We start from the raw sequence: 22,753 nt of genomic DNA, 5'->3' as shown, positions 1-22,753 counted from the left end.
TTAATTAATGATTGTAATATCCTAAAAAAACTCTAGAGAGATATAAAATTTTCAACTTTCTCGTATCCTCCAATGCTTGGTTCTACAACGCTGTCTTTAAACCTTTCCTCACTTGCTCCGTAAATCTTGAAATTCTTTGCGCTTGTTTTATCATCCAAGAAATATAATGTAAATAATTTCATCTTCACGACTAAATGTTCCGATAAAAACAAAAATTGTTCCGATAAATCTCGAATTCTTTCCGATAAAACATAAAATTGTTCCGATAAATCTCGAAATCTTTCTGATAAAACATAAAATTGTTCCGATAAATCTCGAAATCTTTCCGATAAAACATAAAAACAGTGAATCCGGATTTGGATTCACTGTTTCTCTTTAGAATTTTGAGCCTTTATCGCCGTATTCGTTTAGTAGTTCTTCAAACGATTTGTTTTTTTCGCGTTGTTTGCGCTCAAAGGCTAGCTTTGCTTGGCGCTCTTCTTCTGCGGCCTGCTCTTTCGCTGTTAAATCTTGCTTGGCAGCTTTTAATTTGGCAAGCACGTCACCGCCTAGCTGATCGGCTAATGTAACTGCCTCCTGCTTTGGTAGACTAGCTGTTACGCTACTATCCATGCGTTGCTGCTGTTTTCTTTTCTTTCCCATTGCAATTCACCTTCTTATTCACTTCAAGGACGCTTGACAACTGTTGCCACGCCTTGCCCACCACCGATACATAGTGTTGCGAGACCTGTTTTTGCATCACGCTTTTCCATCTCATGTAAAAGCGTTACTAAAATACGTGCTCCGCTTGCACCAATGGGGTGGCCTAGAGCAATTGCGCCCCCGTTCACATTTAGTTTATCATGATTAAAGCCTAGTTCGCGATCTACAGCGATAGATTGAGCTGCAAAAGCTTCATTTGCTTCAATTAAATCTATATTATCTAACGTCACATCAGCCTTTGCCAATGCCTTCTTTACTGCCGTTACAGGACCAGTCCCCATAATAGCTGGGTCAACACCCGCGCTTGCATTCGCTGTAATTAGTGCCATTGGTCGAATGCCTAACTCTTCCGCTTTTTCTTTCGACATGACAACGACAGCCGCTGCACCATCGTTAATGCCTGATGCGTTTGCTGCTGTTACGGAGCCATCCTTTTTAAAGGCAGGACGTAGTTTTGATAGCGACTCAGCTGTAACACCTTGACGCGGGAATTCATCTTTATCAAAAATAATAGGATCGCCCTTGCGCTGAGGAATTTCCACCGCTACGATTTCATCGTTAAACTTCCCTGCTGCCATTGCCGCTTCTGCACGCTGTTGTGAACGTGCTGCAAAGGCATCTTGTTCCTCTCGAGAAATCTCATAGACATCACATAAATTTTCAGCTGTAACGCCCATATGATAGTCATTAAAGGCACACCATAATCCGTCATGAATCATCGTATCAACTACTTTTTGATCCCCCATGCGGAAGCCTTCACGCGCATTTTTTAAGACATATGGTGCCTGGCTCATACTTTCAAAGCCACCTGCAACGACAATATCCGCATCCCCTGCTAAAATGGCTTGTGTCGCTAAATGAACAGCTTTTAGTCCTGAGCCACAAACTTTATTAATCGTTAATGCAGATACTTCATGTGGCAAGCCTGCTGCAATCGCTACTTGACGAGCTGGATTTTGCCCAAGTCCAGCCGATAAGACATTCCCCATAATGACCTCGTCAACTTGTTCACCTGCTACACCAGCACGTGCTAATGCTTCTTTAATAACAATACTCCCTAATTTTGTCGCTGGTACGTCCTTTAATGTTCCTTGGAATGAACCAATAGCTGTACGTACAGCACTTACTATTACTACCTCTTTCGTCATAAACATTCTCCCCTTTTCCCCGTTCAAAAATGAACACTGCATGCATATGCTACTAGCAGATATATCTATTTTAACAAATATTTTGACGATTTTCGATAACAGAAATAATCGCAGTTTTGCCAAAGATAATGTAAAATGTTGACTTGTTTTAAACAATCACAGTTGGGAACATTACAATTAAGAAAAGTGCATACATACGAATGATGTCGCTTGTATGCCAAGACAACAAAAGAAACAGGACGTGGAGGTGCTAATAATGAAAAAGAAAATGCTTTTATTTTCAGGTATAACGACGACGATTGCCGCAGCAGCAACTGGTCTGTTCGGCTTCGCGCTCTCCAATAAATTGATGTACATTAAGCAAAAGGATCCTGAATTTGTTCGTGAACGTGAAACCACTGCTAAACGTTTTGATGAAGCTTGGTACAATAAAAATTTAAAATGTGAATTAAATATTGACTCTCCAAATGGCTATACGATTCGCGGCATTATGTTTCAGCCATTGGAAACAAATAATACCATCATTATTTGCCATGGCGTAACAGAAAATAAAATCAACTCCGTCAAATATGCTCGACTTTTTGAACGCCTTGGCTACAATTCCGTTATTTTTGACCATCGTAGACATGGGGAGACAGGTGGGAAAACGACTAGCTACGGCTATTATGAAAAAAATGACCTTGACGCAGTTATCAAAACCGTAAAGGCAATGATCGGTGAAGACGCCATTCTTGGTATACATGGTGAATCGATGGGAGCCGCAACAATGCTACTATATGCAGGAACTGTAGAGGATGGTGCAGATTTCTATATTTCTGATTGTGCATTTTCTGATTTTTCAATGCTGCTGAAACAAATTGCGAAGACAGAATTTAAATACGGCTCGATTATTCCAATTCGTTTTGCAGATTTCTTTGTCCGCTTGCGTGACGGTTATTCCTTTAAAAGTGTGACACCTTCTGAGGCTGTAACAAATATTGAAAAGCCAGTGCTCTTTATCCATAGTATTCCTGACACATTTATCCCAGCTTCTATGTCACTGGATTTATACAATAAAAAAACTGGTCCTAAGAAGCTGAAGCTATTTGATAAAGGTGCTCATGCACAGTCCTTTAATGAAAATATGGCTGAATATGAGGATTTAATCCATGATTTTTTAGAAAATTTCATCTATCAAAAAATTAATCGTGATTCTTCTTCGTCCAATGTCATTCCATTTCATTTTTAGTAAAAGGATCTTCTGCAAAACGAGGGGTTGATTTCCGTTCCGACTGGGCGCTTTGTTGCTGTCGCTTCGCTTTCGCACAGAGCAAAGCTTCCTGAGGGCGTCAGATGAGCCCACCTGGGGCAACAGATGTTTTTTGCGCGAAAGCGAAGCGGCAGCGGCAACAGCAGGATGTTGGTCACGAAGGCGTTATCACAGGACGTAATAGTTTTAGCCTTCGTTCCCCTTGCTCCAGGGTATCATCTGTGAAGCTAATTCCCAAGGAGTCGTCCAGTCCTCTCTCCAATCAACCAATTCACATAGCGTGTACCTCCTGACATGTCAGCGGCATCATAAGTAAAAGACGGAAAGCGAGTAGCCTGGAATGGAAATCACCCTCATTTAAAGATCCATAACATTCATAAAAATTTCCTTAACCATTTTATTTTTCAATGAAATAAAAGTGGCATATTAAATAAAGTATGGCTCTTCCTCAAAATGATTTGTGGAAAAGCAAAGTGGCAGTGACTCTCATAGACACCATGAAAAACCTTGCAATACTAAACTGCACTCCATTGTTAGATGGTGTCTAACAATTGGAGGCGCAGTTCATTCACGCAAGGTTTTTTAAATTTTTATTCAGCAAAAACAATATGCCATTCATTACGTTTGGCTAAAAATTTTTTGGCTAACGCTTGTGCACCTTCTAGACTATGGCTAGCTGCCCACCCGCATTGCACTTCATTGCACGCAGGAACTGCAGTGGCCTTTGTTACATCCGTAAATGTTTTTTCTAAAATATTTAATAAATCTTCATAATCATTGTGATTTATTAGCGATACATAGAAGCCAGTTTGGCACCCCATTGGACTAAAATCAACAATGTGGTCGGAGTAATTGCGGATAATGTCTGCCGATAAATGCTCTAGGGAATGTAATGCAGGCATTTCCATATGCTCTTTATTTGGCTGTTTAAAACGAATATCATATTTGTATACTTCATCGCCATTTTTTCCTGTTTTAACACCTGCTAAACGTACATATGGCGCTTTTACTTTCGTATGATCTAAATCAAAACTTTCAACATTTGTTTTTTCTTTCTGCAATACAAACAACTCCTTTATATAGAATATTTTCATTATAACGAGTTTTCCGATAGATTTATATGCTTTTCGTGAATTATTCAAATAATTTATAAAATTCAATTTTACCTTAGCGTAATTGTTATTGCTGTCGCTTCGCTTTCGCACAGTAAAAAATTGCTATAAGAAGGTAAAAAAGCAACTAGCCTTGGCTTGGACTAGTTGCTCTTTAAAAACTCCAATTATTTTTGGAATTTATTCATTTGTGACATCATTTGACGTACTTGCTTTTCAGACGGAGTACGACCCATTTGCGCCATCATCATACGAATCATTTGTTCGTTAATTGGTGGGTTTTCTTTTAAATATTTCATCATAGCTTGACGAGCTAAAAAGAAACCAAGTGCTGCGCCCGCTGCTAATGCGATAATTACAATAATAATCCAGCTCCATGTAGGCATACAACCAACCTCCTCCACTACAATATATACCGAGAAAAAAACTCTCCACGCTCCATTATACACCAAATATTAGCGTGTTACTATATATTGTAGTGAAATTTCCTAGTGCATTGTATACTTCATTGGCTTTAGCCACCCACACTCATTATCTTGTTTATTAAATGCAATAAAACGCTCGCTCATCTTCGCAAGCATTTGGAATAGATCCAAATCAAGCATACGTGATCCCTCACAATAGACACAAATTTTGCGTTCCACCAAATAAATAGCCATCTTCCCTTTTATAGGATGTTCTAAAAATAAAGCATTACGAGCTCTCTCTAAATGTGCATACTTGGAATCTAGTTGCGCCTCCAACATCGTAGCAATCTCATCGAAGCGTACGGTTTCACATATATATGCAAGCTCTTTTAAGGATTTCTCGTTAGCGTCTTCACAGCCTTGCATCATTTCTAATAACTTACGCTCTCTGCCGAAAATAAACGTTAAATGCTCTTCTTTTATTTTATATATGGAATAGGTTCTCACTAGAAATCCTCCTTCGCTCATTTCTTTTTCATAAGTATAGCTCATCCAAACTTTTTAATTTGTCAAACGAAGGAGGCATTCATCTTCTATTTTTGTCGAAAACTTTCTACTTTCCGTTCTATCAAATGCTTTATGGCTAATTAAGTTTTTTACAATTTTAAGCTTCTTCTATAGTACTTAGAATATTCTCAGCCTCAAGACCTAGAGTAAAATCAATTTCCAGTCCGTTTTAGCAAAGCTTTCTAATAGGTAATATAAAGGTATCAACGAAAGGAGCTAAAACATATGAGAAAATTTTTTCTACTAATAGGAGGCTTTATCGCAGGATGTGTTGCACTTGCTTTAACTGGACCGCTTGCAGGTCTACTATTTTCTGGATTGTTTGTAGCACTCGGTATGCACTTCTACACTTCAAGTAAATCGACATTCGGCAAAATCTTATGGTTTACAGTGGGTCTGATTGGTGTGCTATCAGCAATATCTAATATCCCTGCAATGGTTGGTTTAGCAGCAATCGCTGTCATCTATGTTATCTATAAAAAATGGCATGGCGAAGATGTAAAAATCCCAACGATTGAAGCTAAAGAAGAAGATCCATTTACAAACTTTGAAAAAGAATGGTCTAACTTAACAAAATAAAAGGAGCGAATTTACATGAACTTATTTCAACGTTTTAAATATACAATAGAGGCAGATTTACATCAGTTATTTGATAAGAAGGAGCAAAAAAATCCAATTGCGATGTTAAACCAATACATTCGTGAAGCAGAAAAACAAACAGAGCATACTGGAAAATTATTAGAGCGTCAAGGTCAGTTAAAAGAAAAATTAGAGCAGGAATTTAAACAAAATGCAGAATTGCTAGCTAAACGTGAGGCTCAACTAAAATTAGCTACTACTAGCGGCGAACAAGATTTAATCGATTTTGCTTCGGATGAAGTTACTGCTTACTCAGCACGTAACAATACATTACAAGCTAGTATTGAAGCTAGTACACGTGAATATTTCGAGCTTGAACGCAAATTTGAAACGATGAAACACAAAATAAAAGATATGAAAGTGCGTCAATTACAGCTTATGGGTAAAGAAAACGTAACACGCGCTCACCATCAAATGGACGGTATGATTGCTAAAAACAATAAAACCAACTTTGAAGATTTAGAATCATATATCGATAAGCTTGCTTACCAAATCGACAAAGATCATGAAGTAACATCTTTCGAGTCTCGTCTTGCACAGCTAGAAAAAAATGTCACAGAAGATAACGCACAACTGCTAATTGAAAACAAATAACATGTTATAATAAAAGAAATAAGGGATGCCTCAATTATTGAAGCATCCCATTTCTTTGAAGAAAAAACTTTTGAAGGTGACCAAAAAGAGATAGAGAAAATAATCTTAATGAAAAAAAGTGTAAACAGAAAGTGATAGTCCTATGATTAAAATATGTCTTTTTGATTTTTTATACTTATATTACTTATATTACTTATATTCATGTTATTAGGTTATCGCTTCATTGTACAAGGTGGTATTAGTGAGTTAAAGGAAATCAATGTAAATGGAGATAAACAATATATATTAGTGGAAGGAAAAGATAAGGAGAAACCATTTTGTTTATTCCTACATGGTGGGCCACTCACGCCATTCCCCTATGGCGTGAGTGCTCGAACATTGTATCCTGAAATAACCGAGAATTGCGTAGTAGTTTATTATGATCAAAGAGGTTCTGGTAAAAGTTTCAACAAGAAATTAACGAATAATACAATGAACCTTTCTCAATTTACAAAAGATGCTACTATAATAGTTGATTATATTAGAGAACATTATCAACAGGAAAAAATATTTGTCATTGGTCAGTCCTTCGGTACAGTAATTGGAACTCAATTAGTGTCTAATTATCCTGAGAAATTTCATGCCTACTTAGGAATTTCTCAATTAACAAATATTAGTAAAGGCCAAGAACTTGGATACAATTGGTTACAGAGTGAAGCTATAGCTAATGAAGATAAAAAATACTCCGAATTTTAGAAGATATAGGAAAAGGTCCTTATTTCGCAAAAGATGAGGATCAATTTAGCGATCTTATCAATCAATATAAAGGCATGAATTATTTTGATGATACGATAAAGAAAGTAATCTCTTTGACTTGATAAAAGGGGCTTTCACTTCCCCTGATTACTCTTTACAGGATTTGTATAAAGCATTTATTTCAGGGCCACAATTTAGCCTTATAAAAAGCCAAGAGCTAAAAAAAGAAATCATCCTTATTAATTTTTTGATTCTGTAAAAAGTATAGATATACCCGTTTATTTTATACAAGGTAAATATGATAAACAGACGAACTATGAATTAGCAAAGCAATACTATGAGCTATTAGATGCACCAAATGGTAAGGAGTTTATCACTCTGCTCATTATCCAAATACACTTGATTCAACATTGATGAATGATACAATCAAAAAAATACTTAAAAATAATTAAATTTTAAGAGAAGCTCGTCTTCTCTCATCAATTTGTAGAAAGAAGGGTGACCCTCTTGCAAAATTTCACAACTAATAAGCTCACATTTTGGGTACTATGCTTCTTTTTACTCGTTTTTGTGGAGCTCACAATTTTTAATAACGGTGGCGCCTTTACTCTATTGATTGGGGTAGGACTTCTTTATTTAAGCTTCTCGAAAAAAAATCGTTTCTTTAAATGGACAGGAATTTTCTTTATCTCGATTGCACTCTTTACGATGTGGAGTTTACGCTTATTTATCGTCATCATTCTCTTTTATATGCTCTATCAATACTTACAAAGAGAAAACTCAGCAAAAGTTGTTGGTTTGGAGCTTTTCGAAAAGCTTCCCGCTACGAAAAACGAATTATTCGGTACATTGCCTGCACCAGTGGAAGCCTATAAATGGCAAGATGTCCAAATACAGCGACTTGCAGGCGACATTACGATTGACACAACACAAACAATTTTACCTGCTGGCACAAGCATCATTACGATTCGACAAGGCATTGGTAAGGTACAAATTTATATCCCATATGAAATTCCATTCCGCTTACACTATACGACATTGTTTGGTGAATTAAAATGCCTACATCTCGGACCTCAACGCTTACTCAATGAAAGTGTAAGTTTCTCAGATGGAAACCCCGAGGATGCAAAGCGTACACTTGTCATACATGTTGCAACATGGCTTGGGGACTTGGAGGTGCTACGTAAATGATTGCCTTTATCTCAAGAATATTTACTATACTTTTTATTTTGATGAGTGCTACATTCGGTCTCCTTGTAGCTGTTTGGGGCGAGCCAAACGAGAAAACATGGGAGCCCTTATGGCAGCAGAATTATAATAATATCCCACTCGGTGGTTTTATTGTCGTCACTCTTTTTGCAATTAGTTTACTGATTGCAAGCTGGATTAGTATGACTGCCCGTGCAAGAGAAGCTCAGGCAACCCGCATCGTGAAACAGTTAGTTGAACCTGATTTTATATTACCTAAAAAACAGCCTTTACCAAAGCCTTTGAAAAAAGCTTTAGTTCAAACAAGTGAGCTAATTGATACTCAACGAAAAAGCTTACAGCGCTTATCCAATGAACGTGCAGAAGCTAATGATAAAATTATTCAAGAGCGAATTATTGCTGAACGTCAACGACTTGCTCGTGAGCTCCATGATTCTGTATCACAGCAATTATTCGCCGCTTCAATGTTACTTTCGGCATTAACTGAAACCGATGAAAATGCTACAAGCTTAAAGCAAGTTGAAAAAATTGTGCAGCAGGCACAGCTTGAAATGCGCGCATTATTATTACATTTACGTCCGGTAGCTCTGCATAATAAAACACTTGCACAAGGTCTTGAAGAGCTAATTATTGAGCTACAGCAAAAAGTATTTTTTCATATTGAATATGAGCTTGAGGAAATGGCGTTATCCAAAGCGGAGGAGGATCATTTATTCCGTATTGCACAGGAGGCGTTATCGAATACGCTACGCCATGCTAAAGCGAGCGAAGTTGAATTACTGCTCGTTGCCCGCGATGATTTAGCCATTTTACGTATTCAGGACAATGGCCTCGGCTTTGATGTCGAAGCCGATAAATCTACTTCTTATGGCTTGCAAAATATTGCCGAACGCGCTGTAGAAATAGGTTGTATGTACAAAATTGTGTCAGTGCCTGGAGAAGGTACAATTGTAGAGGTTAAAATTCCACTACAGAAGGAGGTTGAAGTGAATGATTCAAGTGTTAATAGTGGATGACCATGAGATGGTGCGTATCGGCGTTTCTGCCTATTTGTCGGCACAACCAGATATCATTGTTGTAGGTGAAGCTGAAAATGGTAAAGAGGCAGTGGATCGTGCTCTTGAGCTGCGTCCAGACATTATTTTAATGGACAATGTGATGCCAGTTATGACAGGAGCTGAAGCGACAGCTGAAATTTTAGCAGCATGGCCAGAAGCAAAAATTATGATGGTAACAAGTTTTTTAGATGATGATAAAGTCTACCCTGCATTAGAAGCTGGTGCAGTCAGCTATATTTTAAAAACGTCAAATGCAAAGCAAATCGCTGAGGCCATTCGTAAAACAATGGGCGGCGAAACTGTTTTAGAGCCAGAAGTAACATCAAAAATGATGCATCGCATGCGCCACGGCAATAGTACCCCACTGTATGAGCAGCTTACCGAGCGTGAAATGGAAGTATTATTGCTCATGGCTCAAGGCAAAGCCAATCAGGAAATCGCCGATGTCTTATACATTGCATTAAAAACCGTAAAAACACATGTCAGTAATATTCTAGCGAAGCTCGAAGTTCAAGATCGCACACAAGCAGTTGTCTACGCTTTTCAAAACGGGCTAGCGAAGTAAGTTTTTCTTGGGCCGTTTGATTTATCAGTGATTTTGCTGGGGTTATCAGCGATTTCCGCTCTTTTATCAGCGATTCTACCCGGGTTATCAGCGATTTTCGTCCTTTTATCAGCGATTCTACCCGGGTTATCAGCGATTCTGACCTTTTTATCAGCGATTGCATCTGTTTTCCCCAAAAAAATATGAAACTGCATTTCTACCAATGCAGTTTCGATATTTTAACTTAATCTATTAAAAAGTTCTTGCAGCTCGTTTACACTGTTAACTATGTATGTTGCTTGTGCATCCGTTAATTCTTCGCGTGAGCCATAGCCATAAGTAACACCGATAGAATCAATTTGATTTTCATGTGCCCCAACAATATCGTATTTACGATCTCCAATCATAATCAATTGATCGATATTCACTTCATAAAAATGTTCGCGTACAAATGCGATAACTTCCCCTTTAGCTGACCGTGTACCATCCAAATTGCTACCTGCGACAAGGTCAAAAAAATGTTCAAGGTTGAAATATTGTATAATTTGTTCTGCAAATACAGTTGGCTTCGATGTAGCTATCGCTAACTGATATCCTTCCTTCTGTAAATATTCTAATAATGGGGATATATTTTGATACAATTTATTCTCATACATGCCTGTTTGGATAAAACGTTCACGGTAATAAGCAATCGCTTGCTGTATTTGAACATCATCCAATCCATATATTTCTCGAAATGATACTTGTAATGGTGGCCCAATAAATGTTTCAAGCTGATCTAAATCTTCTTCAACAATACCAATTTTTTGTAAAGCATATTGAACAGATTTCGTTATCCCTATTTTAGGATCAGATATTGTACCGTCTAAATCAAATAAAACAACGCTATACTTTTTCATTACTAGCTCTCCTTTTATTGTTAAAGAATTGATTGATATACTGTTGAACCGAAATCATGAATATCCTTGATATAATCAAACTCTCCAGGTGAACCAAAGCTATTAAATCCACGAACTGCCACAATATTTTCTTTTGGAATTACCAATAATGCAACACTTGTATAACCAAGCAATTGCAAGCTTCCTTTTGGTAATATTGGGCTTAACTCTGTAATCCCTTCTCTATATTGAGGCTGAACAAACCAGAAAAAGCCATTAGTGGGCAAATTCTTTGGTTTAGTATTTGGGGATTGAATTGTCGTTAATAACTGTATGATTTCTTCAGGTATAATTTGCTTTCCGTGTATTTTCCCTTTATCAAGATGCAATTGTCCCCACTGAGCTAGCTCTCTTAATGAGCTATACATATTCATTTTACTGCCATCACATATTTCGCTTTCATACCAAAATGGACTATCATTATGTATTACTTCTATATGCTGTTCGTTTTTTTCACTGAACCAATTTGTTTCAGTAAAAGATAATGTTTGAAATACTTGCTCATCCACAATTTCCGCAATATTTTTTCCAGTAGCTTTAAAAATGACTTGTGCAAGTAGTTCTACATTGATATCTCGGTATGCCCAGTTATAGCCTGCTTTGAATTCCTGCATCACTTTTTCATTTTGGCGACGTAAACCGTGAGTATGTGTTAGTAGATGTCTAATTGATACATCGGCAAAAACTTTTTCATTCTCTAAATAATCACTTAGTGTATCATCTATTGAGGCAATATAGTTATGAAATATCGCATATGCTACAGCAAATCCTACATATGTTTTACGAACTGAAGCAAGATGAAAAAGAGTATGTGGTCCTACTCTTTTGGCGTCTTGTTGTTGTCCTTGCACACCAAAATATTCTTCTAGTACGGTTTGACCATGCTTATTAATAATAACTCCGCCACCTGTACAATCTAATTGTGAGAAAGTTTTCTTTACTTGTGTGAGTATAGCTTGTGATTTCATATAAATACCCCTCAACATTTCTAGTTCGATTCCTACACTTATCATTGTATATCAAATGGAAATTAATACTGGATAAGTTTTTCAATCCAAAGAACCTTTTATTACCAAAAACGTCATTATTTTTAAGGAGGGGTTGTGTGAATACTCGATTTACTTATAAGCATTTCGTAAATGAAAATACGTTTTCACTTCTTGATCCGATTTTTGAAGCTACCCTACTTTTTGCTGTTTTACTACTCATTATTGTGATTATAAAAAAAGTATCTATTTGGGTTTGTTTACTTTTTGCAAGCCTCTCAGTAATTGTCACAGGTCAGCTGCTTTGGTTTAGTGGCATTATAGCTGATGAGCTAAATATTGGAGGAAGTACCAAGGGCTTTTACTGTTTTGTCATTATGCTTCTAATTCATTGTGCAGCTATTTGGATTTCTTTAGTAAAGTCCTCTAAACATGAAAAAATACCGCAGTACTCAGAGGAGATTTAACCTACTGAGTATTGCGGTATTTAATAAATTATAGCGCTTTTACCTTCGCTACAACATTTTCTACTGTGAATCCGTATTTTTCCATTACTAATTCACCTGGTGCAGAAGCGCCGAACTTGTCAATTGCAAGAACGTCCCCTTCAAAACCAGTGTATTTATGCCAGCCGAATGATGCGCCCATTTCGATTGCAAGACGTTTTGTTACAACTTTTGGAAGAACAGATTCTTTGTAAGCTGCATCTTGTTTTTCGAAGCGATCCATAGATGGCATTGAAACAACTGCCACATCCACGCCATCAGCTTTTAATGCTTTTTGTGCTTCAACTGCAAGTGAAACCTCAGAGCCTGTTGCAATTAAAATGGCATCTGCCACTTCTTTTGTAGCAGGAGATACTGTATAAGCACCTTTAGCAACACCTTCACGTACTGTTTCAATAGATGCGTCAAGAACAGGTAAGTTTTGACGAGATAATACTAAAACAGTTGGTGTTTTTTCAGATGCTACTGCTAGCTCCCATGCAACTGCTGATTCATTTGCATCAGCTGGGCGAACAACAGATAAATTTGGCATTGCACGTAAAGATGCAAGGTGTTCGATTGGTTCATGTGTCGGACCATCTTCCCCTACAGCAATTGAGTCATGTGTAAATACATAAGTAACAGGAAGACCCATTAATGCAGAAAGACGTACAGCTGGACGAACATAGTCAGAGAATACGAAGAATGTACCACCGAATACGTTAACACCACCGTGAAGTGCCATACCGTTCATAGCAGCACCCATTGCAAACTCACGTACGCCGAACCAAATATTACGGCCAGCATAATCGTCTGCAGAGAAATCTCCAGCGTCTTTCATCGTTGTTTTATTTGAGCCAGCAAGGTCAGCTGAACCACCGAAGAATGATGGAGTTTTCTTCGCAATGGCATTGATTGCATCTCCAGAAGAAGAACGAGTTGCTACTGATTTACCTGCTTCATAAACTGGTAATTCTGAAGCGAAATCCTCTGGTAATTGACCATTCATTGCGTTTTCAAATTGTGCTGCTAATTCTGGGAACTCTTGCTTATATGCTTCAAACTTAGCATTCCAAGCTTCTTCAGGTTGTGCCCCTTGAACTTTAGCAGCTGCTGCGAATGTATCATATGCTTCAGCAGGAATTTGGAATGGCTCGTGCGCCCATTCATAAGCTGCTTTAGTTAAAACGACCTCATCTTGACCAAGTGGTGCACCGTGAGAAGCAGCTTTACCTGATTTATTTGGTGAACCAAAACCGATAACAGTTTTCACTTCAATAAGTGTAGGCTTGCCAGTTGATTTTTTAGCTTCTTCAATAGCTGCGTTAATGGCTTCAACATCAGTACCATCAGCAACTTTTAAATAGTTCCAGCCATAAGATTCAAAACGCTTTTGGACATTTTCTGAGAATGATTTTTCTAAATCACCATCTAAAGAAATATCGTTTGAATCGTATAAAACGATTAACTTTTCAAGTTTTAAGTGACCTGCTAAAGAGATAGCTTCAGCTGCGACACCTTCCATTAAATCGCCATCGCCACAAAGTGCAAATGTATAGTGATCAACGATGTCATGTCCAGGTTTATTGTAAGTAGCTGCTAAATGGCGTTCAGCCATTGCCATACCAACTGTCATAGCAATACCTTGACCTAGAGGACCTGTTGTTGCCTCTACCCCAACAGTATGACCATATTCAGGATGTCCTGGAGTTAATGAATCCCATTGACGGAAGTTTTGAATTTCTTCCATTGGTAAGCCGTAGCCACCAAGATGAAGTAGGCTGTATAAAAGCATAGAGCCGTGACCTGCAGAAAGTACAAAACGATCGCGGTTAAACCATTTTGGATTCGCCGGATTATGGCGAAGTTGTTTTGTCCAAAGCGTATAAGCCATTGGCGCTGCCCCCATCGGTAAACCTGGGTGACCTGAGTTTGCTTTTTCAATTGCATCGATTGACAAAGTTCGGATAGCATTAATCGCTAGTTGATCCGCATGTTGAGTCATTATTTTGTGACATCCTTTCTCGTCCTATATATTGTTCTTTTACAGTTTAGTCAACATTGCTTCAGAAAACAATGGTTTTGTTATACTATTAACGTTTTATAACATACTTTATAGAAATGTGTCATATTAATTGAGAAATTTATTTTTTTTCGCTTGTTTAACTTTTTCTGGTGTTACATCATTTCCTTCAGCATCTACCACTTTTACGTTTTCAATTGTATCACGCATCGTTGCTCTAAATGTATCTAGATATTCCTTACGAAGCGCTGTTCGTTCTTTAGCTTCTGCCTCTGTTAAAGTACCATTTTTAGACTTAGCAGATAGTTCATTGATTCGGTTAATTTTTTCTTTTGATAACATAATTACACACCTTTCAGTACATATCTTAATGAATATGGTATGCAAAGTATAGCATGAATTCCCTTAAAATGCAGTTATACCAACCTTTCTAGTATCCTTACATTTTTGAAATAAATACCACAAATTGCATGACTTTGAGAAATTACAAGTGTATAACTAATTATAGGGTTCCAAAACAACAATCAATTTATGCTTGGAGGAATGCAAATTGTTTATCAAAACGAACAGACTATTAATAAGAGAATTTGAGGTTCAAGATTGGCAAGCTGTCTATGAATATACTTCAAATCCAAATGTGATGAAGTATATACCGGAGGGCGTTTTTAATGAGGAGCAAGCAAAAAAGTTTGTTTCAGAAAATAGCGGGGAAAAAGCAAAATACTTCCCTATTATTTTACTAAGCGAAAATATGGTTATTGGTCATATCGTTTTCCATCAATATTTTGGTGATCATACGTACGAAATTGGCTGGGTATTGAATCCGAACTATTTCAATAACGGTTACGCCTCAGAAGCAGCAAAAGCTGTACTGGACTATGGATTTAAAGAAATGAAACTGCATAGAATTATTGCTACATGCCAGCCAGAAAATATCCCATCCTATAAAGTGATGGAGAAAATCGGCATGAGACGTGAGGGTTATTTTAAAAAATGTATACCACACAATGATGATTGGTGGGATGAATACTATTATGCAGTCTTAGAAGAGGAATGGGTATAAGATACTTTCACTATACTCTATGTCGAGTTCTAAATCTTCGTTGTTAAATAGATGGGAGAATTATATGAAAAAGACCGCTATATTATTGTATCCCCAATTTAGTGAATATGAATTGAGTTAGCATTATCTATATTAACGCAAGGTGATAAGCCAACTATTACTGTTGGGTTAAACAATGAAAAAATTAAAGGGGAATCAGGGTTATCTTGTATAGCCGATACACAAATAAGTGAAGTTAATCTTGACGAAATCGATAGCTTGTTGCTACCAGGGAGTATGGATATAGCTTTACTATTAAATGAGCAAGAATTAATTGATTTTATTGGTATTGCGAATGCCAAGGAGCAATTATTGCAAGTATTTCAAGCTCTCCATCTCTTTTAGCGAAAGCTGGAGTATTAAAAACCAAAAAGTATACTGTTGGATTGCCGCAAGAAGGTATAAGAAAATTAGACTTTTTCGATCTTAATTATTTCTCTGAAGATCTAGTTGTACAAGATGGTAACATAATAACTGCAAGAGGTAGGGGTTTTATACAATTTGGTATTACTGTGGGTAAAGCTAAAGCCCTACATCTCTCTTTTGATGAAATGGTACAGAGAATAACGAAATAGCTCTAATTGATATGAAAGCATGTAACAGTAATAGATGAGATAAATCTTTTCCAACGTTATAGTGAATTATTGAGAAAGAGAGGTAGAAATTATATTGCTACTTCTCTTATTTTATATTCACAATCCAACATTGGATGGATGGATTTATTCTATCCATCACTTTCGCCATTCTACCGTCACTACTCGGTCCTTCACCTTCATCTAGAGCCTATAAAAATAAAAAAATCAGTGGGATAATCAAACTCCCACTGATTAAAACATCATTTTATTTCGTTTCCCTCTTGATGTTCCCGATATCTCCTATGGACAGTAGCTTTGCTTACATCAAAGCCTAGCCCTCTAAGAGTCATAGCGATTTCCTCAAAGGTGAAGCCTCGATTGCGGAGCTTGACGATTTCTTCTACAGGGACATCTTTTCGTTCTTGACCGTTTGGATTCCCTCGATTAGATAAATTGTTTTCAGGGCGATAGCCGTTTTCCACGGCACGACGCATGCCACGACGTATTTTAGCATTATGGATTCTGCGCTGGTACTCCTCAACGATTGCTAAAATTTCTAGGAGCATCGTATCCATTTCATTTAATTGTAAAGGTCCCTCGTCTCGCATAGAAAAAACATCGGTTTCAGTTTTCTGCAATAAATGCAACACTGCCATTCGAGCATTTCCCCGTCCTAAGCGTGTTTCATCCTGCACAAATAATGCTTCTATTTCTTTTTCTTTAATGAAATCGAGCATTTCTAGTAAACCTTCTCGTTCCACATCATAGCCGCTATGCTTATCCTTAAAAACACGCTTCACTTCGTAGCCCTGTTCTTTAGCATAGCGTACTAACTCCTCCTCCTGACGTTCTAACGAGGAGCTTTGTGTCTCTTTTTCTGTACTCACACGGCAATAGACAACAGCCGATTGTTGTTTAGTTATCATTTTACATTTCTCGCAATTTCAATTGAATTTATAGGATTGGATTGGTCACCCACTACTGGAATCACTAGAGATTTTCCTGCAATAATTTGTACGTTCGATAATTCATTTTCTGTTTTCACAAGCTTAATCCATTCATCCGTTTTCATTTTACCACGGTATTGATCGGCTAACGACCATAAGCTATCACCATGTGCGATTTCAATTTCTGTGTACGTTACATCGCCTGGGTCTGTTATAAAAAGGTATGCTGCAAAAAGTAGACAAGCTCCTAATAAAGTTGTAATATGTGGATTTTTCTTTAACCAGTTCATGTTTAAAACTCCTTTTCGAGAATGTTTGTTCGGAATATATGTTCTCATATTAGTACGAACAAACGTTTTTGTCAAACACTTTTCGAACCTATGTTTGCTTAAGTGTTCGCATTCTGTTATACTACTAATAAGTAGAATGATTAGAAAAAAAGAGGTGAGCAATCATGAAAAAAGTTTCGAAAAGACAAGAGGCCATATTAGAGTTCATTAAAGAAGAAGTGCGCGCAAAGGGGTATCCACCTTCTGTACGTGAGATTGGTGAAGCAGTTGGACTTGCTTCAAGCTCAACAGTTCATGGACATTTGTCTCGTTTAGAGCAAAAAGGCTTGATTCGACGCGATCCAACTAAACCACGTGCCATTGAAATACTAGAGCCAGAGGATTCTATTCAAAAGCAACATGTTATACATGTCCCACTTGTTGGGAAGGTTACTGCAGGTTCTCCTATAACTGCTATTGAAAATATCGATGAATATTTCCCACTACCAGATACTTATGGTACTAGTGAAGATCAATTATTTATGCTAGAAATTATGGGTGAATCAATGATTGAAGCTGGTATTTTAGACGGAGATTTAGTTATTGTTAAACAAAAAGCAACAGCTGATAATGGTGATATTGTCGTAGCAATGACTGAAGAGGATGAAGCAACTGTAAAGCGTTTCTTCAAGGAAAAAAATCATTTCCGTTTACAACCTGAAAACTCAACAATGGAGCCAATTATCGTAGACCAAGTTTCTATTTTGGGGCAAGTTGTAGGTCTTTATCGTCGTGTACATTAAAAGTATCTCAATATTAAAATATAAAAAGAGGATTTTATGTTCACAGAGGAGCATATACCTCTTTTTCTTATCTTTTGAGTTCCATTTTATACACTAAAAAAGAACCCACTTTAAAATGGATTCTTACACTTAGCATTTACCCTTAATCTATGCTAATAAAGTTTTATGCCTCTACCTTAAATTTCAAACTTGCCTTTACAAATGCAGTAAATAGTTTCTTTGATACTTCATCTCCTGCAATAGCTAGCTCCTCAGGATGCCACTGTACCGCTAGACAAAATGGTAAATCTTCGTGTACTACCGCTTCAACGATACCATCACTTGATTTTGCTACCACTTCCAATTTTTCCGCTACTACATTTATTGCCTGATGGTGAAATGAATTCACAGCAATTTTTTCTTCCTCAATAATCGTTTTTAATAATGTATCAGGTGTTAGATTAACATAATGTGTAGTAACGCCTCGTGCCGCTTGTTGCACATGCTTTATTAATTTTCGACTATGGTACTCGCTTTCAATATCCTGATAGACTGTGCCTCCAAACGCAACATTTAGTATTTGAAGCCCTCGACAAATTCCGAGAATCGGCATTTGTCGAATATAGGCCGCGTTAATTAATGCAAGCTCTACTGTATCTCTTTCAGGATGAACCTTCCCTAATTTTGGTGTAGGTTCTGCATCAAAGAGGAATGGATGTACATCATAGCCACCCGATAGTAATAATCCATCCGTCAGCGATAAAATTTGCGCAACATCCTTTTCCACTCCGAGCGGAATTATAAGCGGAATACCACCAGCTTCAATTATACTTTTACTATAAGCGGCATTTAATCTTGAGGACAAATCATCCTCCGCAAAAGCCGTTATTCCGATAATTGGTTTCATCTTATCCCCTCCATGATCTACCAGATTCTCTCATTAACTACTTGTAAAAGCCTGCTTGGTGAAGACTATTAATCATTGAAGGATCCCTCCACTGATTAATTACCAAAACCCGAGGTACCAATCCATCAACGCATTCCCATAGAAATAGATAATAATAGCTGCTAGAGCAATAGACGGTCCGAATGGTATAGGTGTTTTTCTTCCCTGCCCGCGTACCTTTAACACAACTATCCCAACAATCATGCCAATCACGGCTGCTACAAATAGCGTCAGAATTGCATAAATTGTGCCGAGTACGAGACCAAGTAAAAAGAATAATTTAATATCGCCTCCACCCATTCCACCCCTTGATAGAACAGCTATACAATATAATATGCCAAAGCCTACGACAGCACCCACTATACTGTCCCACCACGGAGACAAAGGAGATATCACGCGTCCAAAAACTACCAATGGTAAAAAGAATAATAGCACTTTATCTGGAATAAGCATATACGCAAAATCCGATACAACAATAATCACTAATAATGAAATTAATAATAGCGCTACAAAAAATTCTGCACTAAAGCCTAATTTCCAATAAGCAAAAGCAAATAATACGCCTGTTATAAGTTCCATCAGTGGATAAATCCAAGAAATTTTTTGCCCACAGCCACGACATTTTCCACCTAAAAATACATAAGACAAAACAGGCACCAAATCAAGAGCTGTCAACTGTCTCTTACAAGAAGTGCAATGCGAGGGTGGACGCACAATGGACTCTTTCAAAGGCACACGTAAGCCAACTACATTAAAAAATGAGCCTAGAACGAGCCCAACTATTAAAACTGTAATTGTATAAGCAATTTCCATTTTTATGTCCTCCTATACTAATAGACGCCCATACATTTAAGTATGCGCGCCATTTAGATTATTGTTGTCCTTCATAATAGAACGTCGTTACTTGTATGGTTGCTTTTAAGGTTGTATCAGCGTCCTCCTTGAATTTCGCTTCTTCACCCGTTAATGTGAAATCGATAGCATCAATTTTCATCACACGATCAATTTTTTCAATCTCTTTTATAAACTCAACCATTGCTTTATTATCCATTGCGACAACATCAATATCAAATGTTACTAGTTTTAATTCCTTTGGTAAGGAATCTTTAGTAAAAGTAGCAGTTGGTATTTTATCTTTCACTTCAGGAGTTTCATCATTCTTAGCAACAGTTTGTTCATCCGCTTCAGTTGCGGATTGCTGCGTATCGACTTGTTCATCAGAATTTGTCGAGTTGGGATCTATAATAGTAGAATCCGCTACGAGGGAATCATAATTATTAAAGTCCATAGCTTCTACCCGTGTCCCCGTCATCGCTTCAATCTCTTCAATATTTCGAATTACTTCATCCATAGCTCGAGTTTGAGGTACTTTTTTACGCAATGTTAAATTACTTGTACTATTTGATTTGCCATTCTTTTCAAGTAAAGCAATCTGCTCCTGAATAGTAGATATTTCTTGTTGAAGGGCGTTATTCGAGCTTTCTTTCGCATCCACTTCTTCTAATTGAGGTGTTAATATATAGTAATATAGCGCAAATAAAATGGCTGCAATTAATGCTGTTAAGATAAGAATCGTTGAATTTTTACTACTTGTCATGATTCTCTACCTCCAGCAAGAAATTTAAAATCAATTCCTAATGTAATAGTTGCCGAATAACGTGGTACTTCCTTAAACTTGTTTTTTGCACTTTTTTCCTCTTGGTTTCCAATAGAAACATCAAAATTAGAAATAGTATCAACCTGTATATCATTGAAATAGGGGCTTGCAGTTAGCTTTTCTAAATAAGATGATATAGCTGACATCGTTTCAAAATCAGCTGTAATTTCAACATTTTTCTCACCAAATACATAGTTCCTTAAATATGTTTGCTCTGGTAACAATACTTGTGTTTCATCCATTAAAGGTGTCACAGGATAGGATACATTTTCCACAAATTGTACGGATTGCTCCAATGAGCCTTGGTTCGCATTTCGCTTACCATCTAACTCCATTTGAAGTTGTTCGCGTTGCGATGAAAGCTCCACTTCCTGCGCGCTTAATTTTGTAAGATCACTTTTTGCTTGGAAAAACAAGAAAATCATATATCCCACTATCATACCAATAAGAATAATAAATACTACATATATAAAAGTAGGTGTTGAATGCTTCTTTTCCAAATTCGGCAAGAGGTTAATTTCTGGTACCATCAGTTAACCTCCTTTAATGCAAGTCCAATTAAGCTTGCAAATTTCTCCGAAAATTGAGGGAATGATTTTTGAATAACTGAATCATTTAACATAATAATTGGTGTCGAAAAATTATTTTCTAAAAACTCTTTAATGGTAGGAAGTAGTGGATTATCTCCTAAAATGATAATCTCATCTACACTTTTCTCACCTTTATGTAAGGAAAACTTAAAAAAATTCATAATACGATCGATTTCAAGCATTTGATCGGTAAGAATCATACGATAATCATCTTCGACTTCTGAATGATAAGAAAAACGATACTCTTCAATCTCTTCATGCTTCCATTCCGATAAATCCGTATCAAATGATTGGTATCGTAAAAACTCCAGTTGACCAAATGAAAAAATACTTATCGACAATTCATTGATGGACCAATCCGCTATTAAATAAGTTCGATTGTCCTTTATTAACTGCAAATACTCTAACAGACGAATATTACACAATGCTCGAATATCAGCTGCTTGTGGTTCTAATGTAGCATCGAGTAAAAGTCCAATCATTTTAGACACTTCTTCTGAAGGTGCTGCAAATAGCATGGCCTGTCCATCACTAGGATTTGGGTCATACACATCAATAAGAGGCTCTTGAAATGGAAGATGAATGGAATGACCAAGTTCCATCTCTACATAACCTTTTAATTCATTCCACTCTATATCATCAGGATGCTCAAAGCTCTTCAACAAAACGGAAGTATCCGGTACAAAAATACGCGCATTTTGCTTTTTACCAGCCCATTTTGCCACATCATTTTTCATTACATCAAACAATTCCATTTCATCATGAATAACAGATCCTTCAACAATTCCCTGTGCTAATGGCATTTCATAGCCTTTCCATTGCGACGGATCAGCACCTTTTGCCACAATCGCACGCAATATATAATCTTTTATTTCAATCGACACATGCGATTTTTTCTTTTTTGTAAACATGTGAAAAGATGCCTCCTTCTGAACTTAAGCTTTAATAATTAACCATCCATTTCCCAACCAGAAGCGCAGATAAACTACGCCTCTGAGTGGGTTGGGAGGGTTTATTTAATCCATTGAAACTTACCTTTTTCAATATAAGGTTTATCAACTTCTAATTCTTTTAATGTTGTTGCATCAATTTTATAATCTTTGTTGCCTGCTTTACCTAAAGTTACTGTAATCTTCCCTTCGCGAGTTACCGTGAATTCTTGAACAGTACCTAAATCTTTTACATAGTCCACTAAATCAGATGTCTTATCTGTGAAGGTTAAAGAAGGATCAGTATTATCTGTATAATAAATATTCGCTGCACTTATTAAGTTTGCCGCATCTGATTTAGCACCTTTTACACGGCTATTTTCGATTATATTCCCAATCGCTGGAATTGCAATAGCCGCAATAATTGCTAGAATTACGATTACTGCTAATAGCTCAATCAGCGTTAAACCTTTTTGATTTTTTAATAGTTTTTTGTTTAAGATTTTTTTGAACATCGCTGTTCCTCCTTAAAAATTGTTATGATTAGTCCGAAAACACAA

Annotated in this window: 28 protein-coding genes and 1 pseudogene; 12 read left to right on the top strand and 17 right to left on the bottom strand. The window is 37.0% G+C overall.

Features of this window, described 5'->3' with window-relative positions:
- Positions 1-375: 375 nt before the first annotated feature.
- Positions 376-642: a YqkE family protein gene (locus ACQKOF_RS01920; RefSeq protein ID WP_427553129.1), complete on the bottom strand. Its 267-nt coding sequence runs from the start codon at positions 640-642 to the stop codon at positions 376-378.
- Positions 643-665: 23 nt separating this feature from the next.
- Entirely contained in the window at positions 666-1,850 is a 1,185-nt protein-coding gene (locus ACQKOF_RS01915) for an acetyl-CoA C-acetyltransferase (protein ID WP_427553127.1), read from the bottom strand.
- Between the two features lie 256 nt (positions 1,851-2,106).
- Between ACQKOF_RS01915 and ACQKOF_RS01910 the strand changes: the two genes are divergently transcribed.
- Entirely contained in the window at positions 2,107-3,078 is a 972-nt protein-coding gene (locus tag ACQKOF_RS01910; protein ID WP_427553125.1) for an alpha/beta hydrolase, read from the top strand.
- A 611-nt stretch (positions 3,079-3,689) separates the two neighbouring features.
- Here the strand turns inward: ACQKOF_RS01910 and ACQKOF_RS01905 are convergent.
- From ACQKOF_RS01905 to sirA, 3 genes are all read right to left on the bottom strand, one after another.
- A complete protein-coding gene (locus tag ACQKOF_RS01905; RefSeq protein WP_427553123.1) occupies positions 3,690-4,193 on the bottom strand; it encodes an S-ribosylhomocysteine lyase in 504 nt (167 codons plus the stop codon).
- 185 nt (positions 4,194-4,378) lie between these two features.
- Positions 4,379-4,597, bottom strand: a complete 219-nt coding sequence (locus ACQKOF_RS01900; RefSeq protein ID WP_427553121.1) for a YneF family protein — start codon at positions 4,595-4,597, stop codon at positions 4,379-4,381.
- Positions 4,598-4,699: 102 nt separating this feature from the next.
- Positions 4,700-5,125 carry a sporulation inhibitor of replication protein SirA gene (sirA, locus tag ACQKOF_RS01895; protein ID WP_053483154.1) on the bottom strand — a complete coding sequence of 142 codons (426 nt, stop codon included), beginning with the start codon at positions 5,123-5,125 and terminating at the stop codon, positions 4,700-4,702.
- A gap of 285 nt (positions 5,126-5,410) precedes the next feature.
- Between sirA and ACQKOF_RS01890 the strand changes: the two genes are divergently transcribed.
- The 6 genes from ACQKOF_RS01890 to ACQKOF_RS01865 all read left to right on the top strand — a co-directional run bounded on the left by ACQKOF_RS01890 (position 5,411) and on the right by ACQKOF_RS01865 (position 9,985).
- Positions 5,411-5,764, top strand: a complete 354-nt coding sequence (locus ACQKOF_RS01890) for an ABC transporter permease (RefSeq protein ID WP_427553119.1) — start codon at positions 5,411-5,413, stop codon at positions 5,762-5,764.
- Positions 5,765-5,779: 15 nt separating this feature from the next.
- Positions 5,780-6,418 (top strand): PspA/IM30 family protein, encoded by a 639-nt coding sequence (locus tag ACQKOF_RS01885; RefSeq protein WP_427553117.1) that lies wholly within the window; start codon positions 5,780-5,782, stop codon positions 6,416-6,418.
- Between the two features lie 201 nt (positions 6,419-6,619).
- Positions 6,620-7,153: an alpha/beta fold hydrolase gene (locus tag ACQKOF_RS01880; RefSeq protein ID WP_427553115.1), complete on the top strand. Its 534-nt coding sequence runs from the start codon at positions 6,620-6,622 to the stop codon at positions 7,151-7,153.
- A 507-nt stretch (positions 7,154-7,660) separates the two neighbouring features.
- Positions 7,661-8,344 (top strand): cell wall-active antibiotics response protein LiaF, encoded by a 684-nt coding sequence (gene liaF, locus ACQKOF_RS01875; RefSeq protein ID WP_427553113.1) that lies wholly within the window; start codon positions 7,661-7,663, stop codon positions 8,342-8,344.
- Positions 8,341-9,378: a sensor histidine kinase gene (locus ACQKOF_RS01870; protein ID WP_427553111.1), complete on the top strand. Its 1,038-nt coding sequence runs from the start codon at positions 8,341-8,343 to the stop codon at positions 9,376-9,378. The genes liaF and ACQKOF_RS01870 overlap by 4 nt, the downstream gene beginning before the upstream one ends.
- On the top strand, positions 9,353-9,985 hold the full coding sequence (locus ACQKOF_RS01865) for a response regulator (protein ID WP_427553109.1): 633 nt from the start codon (positions 9,353-9,355) through the stop codon (positions 9,983-9,985). Before ACQKOF_RS01870 ends, ACQKOF_RS01865 begins: the two co-directional genes overlap by 26 nt.
- 218 nt (positions 9,986-10,203) lie before the next feature.
- On the opposite strand, the gene ACQKOF_RS01860 is transcribed toward ACQKOF_RS01865, so the two are convergent.
- Positions 10,204-10,863, bottom strand: a complete 660-nt coding sequence (locus tag ACQKOF_RS01860; protein WP_427553107.1) for an HAD family hydrolase — start codon at positions 10,861-10,863, stop codon at positions 10,204-10,206.
- Between the two features lie 20 nt (positions 10,864-10,883).
- Positions 10,884-11,870 (bottom strand): serine hydrolase domain-containing protein, encoded by a 987-nt coding sequence (locus ACQKOF_RS01855; RefSeq protein ID WP_427553105.1) that lies wholly within the window; start codon positions 11,868-11,870, stop codon positions 10,884-10,886.
- Positions 11,871-12,007: 137 nt separating this feature from the next.
- Here ACQKOF_RS01855 and ACQKOF_RS01850 point away from each other — a divergent pair, with 137 nt between their 5' ends.
- On the top strand, positions 12,008-12,355 hold the full coding sequence (locus tag ACQKOF_RS01850; protein WP_427553103.1) for a hypothetical protein: 348 nt from the start codon (positions 12,008-12,010) through the stop codon (positions 12,353-12,355).
- Positions 12,356-12,383: 28 nt separating this feature from the next.
- Here the strand turns inward: ACQKOF_RS01850 and tkt are convergent, their stop codons facing one another.
- Entirely contained in the window at positions 12,384-14,378 is a 1,995-nt protein-coding gene (gene tkt, locus ACQKOF_RS01845) for a transketolase (protein WP_427553101.1), read from the bottom strand.
- A gap of 126 nt (positions 14,379-14,504) precedes the next feature.
- Positions 14,505-14,738, bottom strand: a complete 234-nt coding sequence (locus tag ACQKOF_RS01840) for a DUF896 domain-containing protein (protein ID WP_079560654.1) — start codon at positions 14,736-14,738, stop codon at positions 14,505-14,507.
- A gap of 208 nt (positions 14,739-14,946) precedes the next feature.
- On the opposite strand from ACQKOF_RS01840, the gene ACQKOF_RS01835 reads away from it, so the two are divergent.
- The 3 genes and pseudogenes from ACQKOF_RS01835 to ACQKOF_RS01825 all read left to right on the top strand — a co-directional run bounded on the left by ACQKOF_RS01835 (position 14,947) and on the right by ACQKOF_RS01825 (position 16,073).
- Positions 14,947-15,459 carry a GNAT family N-acetyltransferase gene (locus ACQKOF_RS01835; RefSeq protein ID WP_427553099.1) on the top strand — a complete coding sequence of 171 codons (513 nt, stop codon included), beginning with the start codon at positions 14,947-14,949 and terminating at the stop codon, positions 15,457-15,459.
- 111 nt (positions 15,460-15,570) lie between these two features.
- Positions 15,571-15,717, top strand: a pseudogene (locus tag ACQKOF_RS01830) (DJ-1/PfpI family protein); the annotation flags it as partial.
- An 89-nt stretch (positions 15,718-15,806) separates the two neighbouring features.
- On the top strand, positions 15,807-16,073 hold the full coding sequence (locus ACQKOF_RS01825; RefSeq protein ID WP_427553160.1) for a DJ-1/PfpI family protein: 267 nt from the start codon (positions 15,807-15,809) through the stop codon (positions 16,071-16,073).
- Between the two features lie 260 nt (positions 16,074-16,333).
- Here ACQKOF_RS01825 and ACQKOF_RS01820 read toward each other — a convergent pair whose 3' ends face one another.
- Together ACQKOF_RS01820 and yneA are read right to left on the bottom strand one after the other, a co-directional pair.
- A complete protein-coding gene (locus ACQKOF_RS01820) occupies positions 16,334-16,999 on the bottom strand; it encodes a YneB family resolvase-like protein (RefSeq protein WP_427553097.1) in 666 nt (221 codons plus the stop codon).
- Complete coding sequence (gene yneA / locus ACQKOF_RS01815) at positions 16,996-17,310, bottom strand: cell division suppressor protein YneA (RefSeq protein WP_427553095.1); 315 nt, start codon at positions 17,308-17,310, stop codon at positions 16,996-16,998. The genes ACQKOF_RS01820 and yneA overlap by 4 nt, the downstream gene beginning before the upstream one ends.
- A gap of 164 nt (positions 17,311-17,474) precedes the next feature.
- On the opposite strand from yneA, the gene lexA reads away from it, so the two are divergent.
- A complete protein-coding gene (gene lexA / locus ACQKOF_RS01810) occupies positions 17,475-18,092 on the top strand; it encodes a transcriptional repressor LexA (RefSeq protein ID WP_053483178.1) in 618 nt (205 codons plus the stop codon).
- Positions 18,093-18,255: 163 nt separating this feature from the next.
- On the opposite strand, the gene ACQKOF_RS01805 is transcribed toward lexA, so the two are convergent.
- From ACQKOF_RS01805 to ACQKOF_RS01780, 6 genes are all read right to left on the bottom strand, one after another.
- A complete protein-coding gene (locus tag ACQKOF_RS01805) occupies positions 18,256-18,978 on the bottom strand; it encodes a gamma-glutamyl-gamma-aminobutyrate hydrolase family protein (RefSeq protein ID WP_427553092.1) in 723 nt (240 codons plus the stop codon).
- 99 nt (positions 18,979-19,077) lie between these two features.
- Entirely contained in the window at positions 19,078-19,830 is a 753-nt protein-coding gene (locus ACQKOF_RS01800) for a prepilin peptidase (RefSeq protein WP_427553090.1), read from the bottom strand.
- Positions 19,831-19,888: 58 nt separating this feature from the next.
- Positions 19,889-20,614: a potassium transporter gene (locus ACQKOF_RS01795; protein WP_427553088.1), complete on the bottom strand. Its 726-nt coding sequence runs from the start codon at positions 20,612-20,614 to the stop codon at positions 19,889-19,891.
- The gene (locus ACQKOF_RS01790; RefSeq protein ID WP_427553086.1) at positions 20,611-21,204 is read right to left on the bottom strand and encodes a PilN domain-containing protein; all 594 of its coding nucleotides are present in this window, start codon (positions 21,202-21,204) and stop codon (positions 20,611-20,613) included. The genes ACQKOF_RS01795 and ACQKOF_RS01790 overlap by 4 nt, the downstream gene beginning before the upstream one ends.
- The gene (gene pilM, locus ACQKOF_RS01785; RefSeq protein ID WP_427553084.1) at positions 21,204-22,175 is read right to left on the bottom strand and encodes a type IV pilus biogenesis protein PilM; all 972 of its coding nucleotides are present in this window, start codon (positions 22,173-22,175) and stop codon (positions 21,204-21,206) included. The genes ACQKOF_RS01790 and pilM overlap by 1 nt, the downstream gene beginning before the upstream one ends.
- Before the next feature lie 101 nt (positions 22,176-22,276).
- Entirely contained in the window at positions 22,277-22,708 is a 432-nt protein-coding gene (locus ACQKOF_RS01780) for a prepilin-type N-terminal cleavage/methylation domain-containing protein (protein WP_427553082.1), read from the bottom strand.
- Between the last annotated feature and the right edge of the window lie 45 nt (positions 22,709-22,753).

The organism is Lysinibacillus sp. NPDC093190 (assembly GCF_050280425.1).
Lineage (GTDB): Bacteria > Bacillota > Bacilli > Bacillales_A > Planococcaceae > Lysinibacillus.
This window is presented reverse-complemented; position numbering and strand designations above follow the sequence as displayed.

What these genes read in the sequence shown, in the direction of transcription:
- ACQKOF_RS01920 (WP_427553129.1), bottom strand. Translation starts at nt 642, where the DNA reads ATGGGAAAGAAAAGAAAACAGCAGCAACGCATGGATAGTAGCGTAACA.
- ACQKOF_RS01915 (WP_427553127.1), bottom strand. Translation starts at nt 1,850, where the DNA reads ATGACGAAAGAGGTAGTAATAGTAAGTGCTGTACGTACAGCTATTGGT.
- ACQKOF_RS01910 (WP_427553125.1), top strand. Translation starts at nt 2,107, where the DNA reads ATGAAAAAGAAAATGCTTTTATTTTCAGGTATAACGACGACGATTGCC.
- ACQKOF_RS01905 (WP_427553123.1), bottom strand. Translation starts at nt 4,193, where the DNA reads ATGAAAATATTCTATATAAAGGAGTTGTTTGTATTGCAGAAAGAAAAA.
- ACQKOF_RS01900 (WP_427553121.1), bottom strand. Translation starts at nt 4,597, where the DNA reads ATGCCTACATGGAGCTGGATTATTATTGTAATTATCGCATTAGCAGCG.
- ACQKOF_RS01890 (WP_427553119.1), top strand. Translation starts at nt 5,411, where the DNA reads ATGAGAAAATTTTTTCTACTAATAGGAGGCTTTATCGCAGGATGTGTT.
- ACQKOF_RS01885 (WP_427553117.1), top strand. Translation starts at nt 5,780, where the DNA reads ATGAACTTATTTCAACGTTTTAAATATACAATAGAGGCAGATTTACAT.
- ACQKOF_RS01880 (WP_427553115.1), top strand. Translation starts at nt 6,620, where the DNA reads ATGTTATTAGGTTATCGCTTCATTGTACAAGGTGGTATTAGTGAGTTA.
- ACQKOF_RS01870 (WP_427553111.1), top strand. Translation starts at nt 8,341, where the DNA reads ATGATTGCCTTTATCTCAAGAATATTTACTATACTTTTTATTTTGATG.
- ACQKOF_RS01865 (WP_427553109.1), top strand. Translation starts at nt 9,353, where the DNA reads ATGATTCAAGTGTTAATAGTGGATGACCATGAGATGGTGCGTATCGGC.
- ACQKOF_RS01860 (WP_427553107.1), bottom strand. Translation starts at nt 10,863, where the DNA reads ATGAAAAAGTATAGCGTTGTTTTATTTGATTTAGACGGTACAATATCT.
- ACQKOF_RS01855 (WP_427553105.1), bottom strand. Translation starts at nt 11,870, where the DNA reads ATGAAATCACAAGCTATACTCACACAAGTAAAGAAAACTTTCTCACAA.
- tkt (WP_427553101.1), bottom strand. Translation starts at nt 14,378, where the DNA reads ATGACTCAACATGCGGATCAACTAGCGATTAATGCTATCCGAACTTTG.
- ACQKOF_RS01840 (WP_079560654.1), bottom strand. Translation starts at nt 14,738, where the DNA reads ATGTTATCAAAAGAAAAAATTAACCGAATCAATGAACTATCTGCTAAG.
- ACQKOF_RS01820 (WP_427553097.1), bottom strand. Translation starts at nt 16,999, where the DNA reads ATGATAACTAAACAACAATCGGCTGTTGTCTATTGCCGTGTGAGTACA.
- yneA (WP_427553095.1), bottom strand. Translation starts at nt 17,310, where the DNA reads ATGAACTGGTTAAAGAAAAATCCACATATTACAACTTTATTAGGAGCT.
- lexA (WP_053483178.1), top strand. Translation starts at nt 17,475, where the DNA reads ATGAAAAAAGTTTCGAAAAGACAAGAGGCCATATTAGAGTTCATTAAA.
- ACQKOF_RS01805 (WP_427553092.1), bottom strand. Translation starts at nt 18,978, where the DNA reads ATGAAACCAATTATCGGAATAACGGCTTTTGCGGAGGATGATTTGTCC.
- ACQKOF_RS01800 (WP_427553090.1), bottom strand. Translation starts at nt 19,830, where the DNA reads ATGGAAATTGCTTATACAATTACAGTTTTAATAGTTGGGCTCGTTCTA.
- ACQKOF_RS01795 (WP_427553088.1), bottom strand. Translation starts at nt 20,614, where the DNA reads ATGACAAGTAGTAAAAATTCAACGATTCTTATCTTAACAGCATTAATT.
- ACQKOF_RS01790 (WP_427553086.1), bottom strand. Translation starts at nt 21,204, where the DNA reads ATGGTACCAGAAATTAACCTCTTGCCGAATTTGGAAAAGAAGCATTCA.
- pilM (WP_427553084.1), bottom strand. Translation starts at nt 22,175, where the DNA reads ATGTTTACAAAAAAGAAAAAATCGCATGTGTCGATTGAAATAAAAGAT.
- ACQKOF_RS01780 (WP_427553082.1), bottom strand. Translation starts at nt 22,708, where the DNA reads ATGTTCAAAAAAATCTTAAACAAAAAACTATTAAAAAATCAAAAAGGT.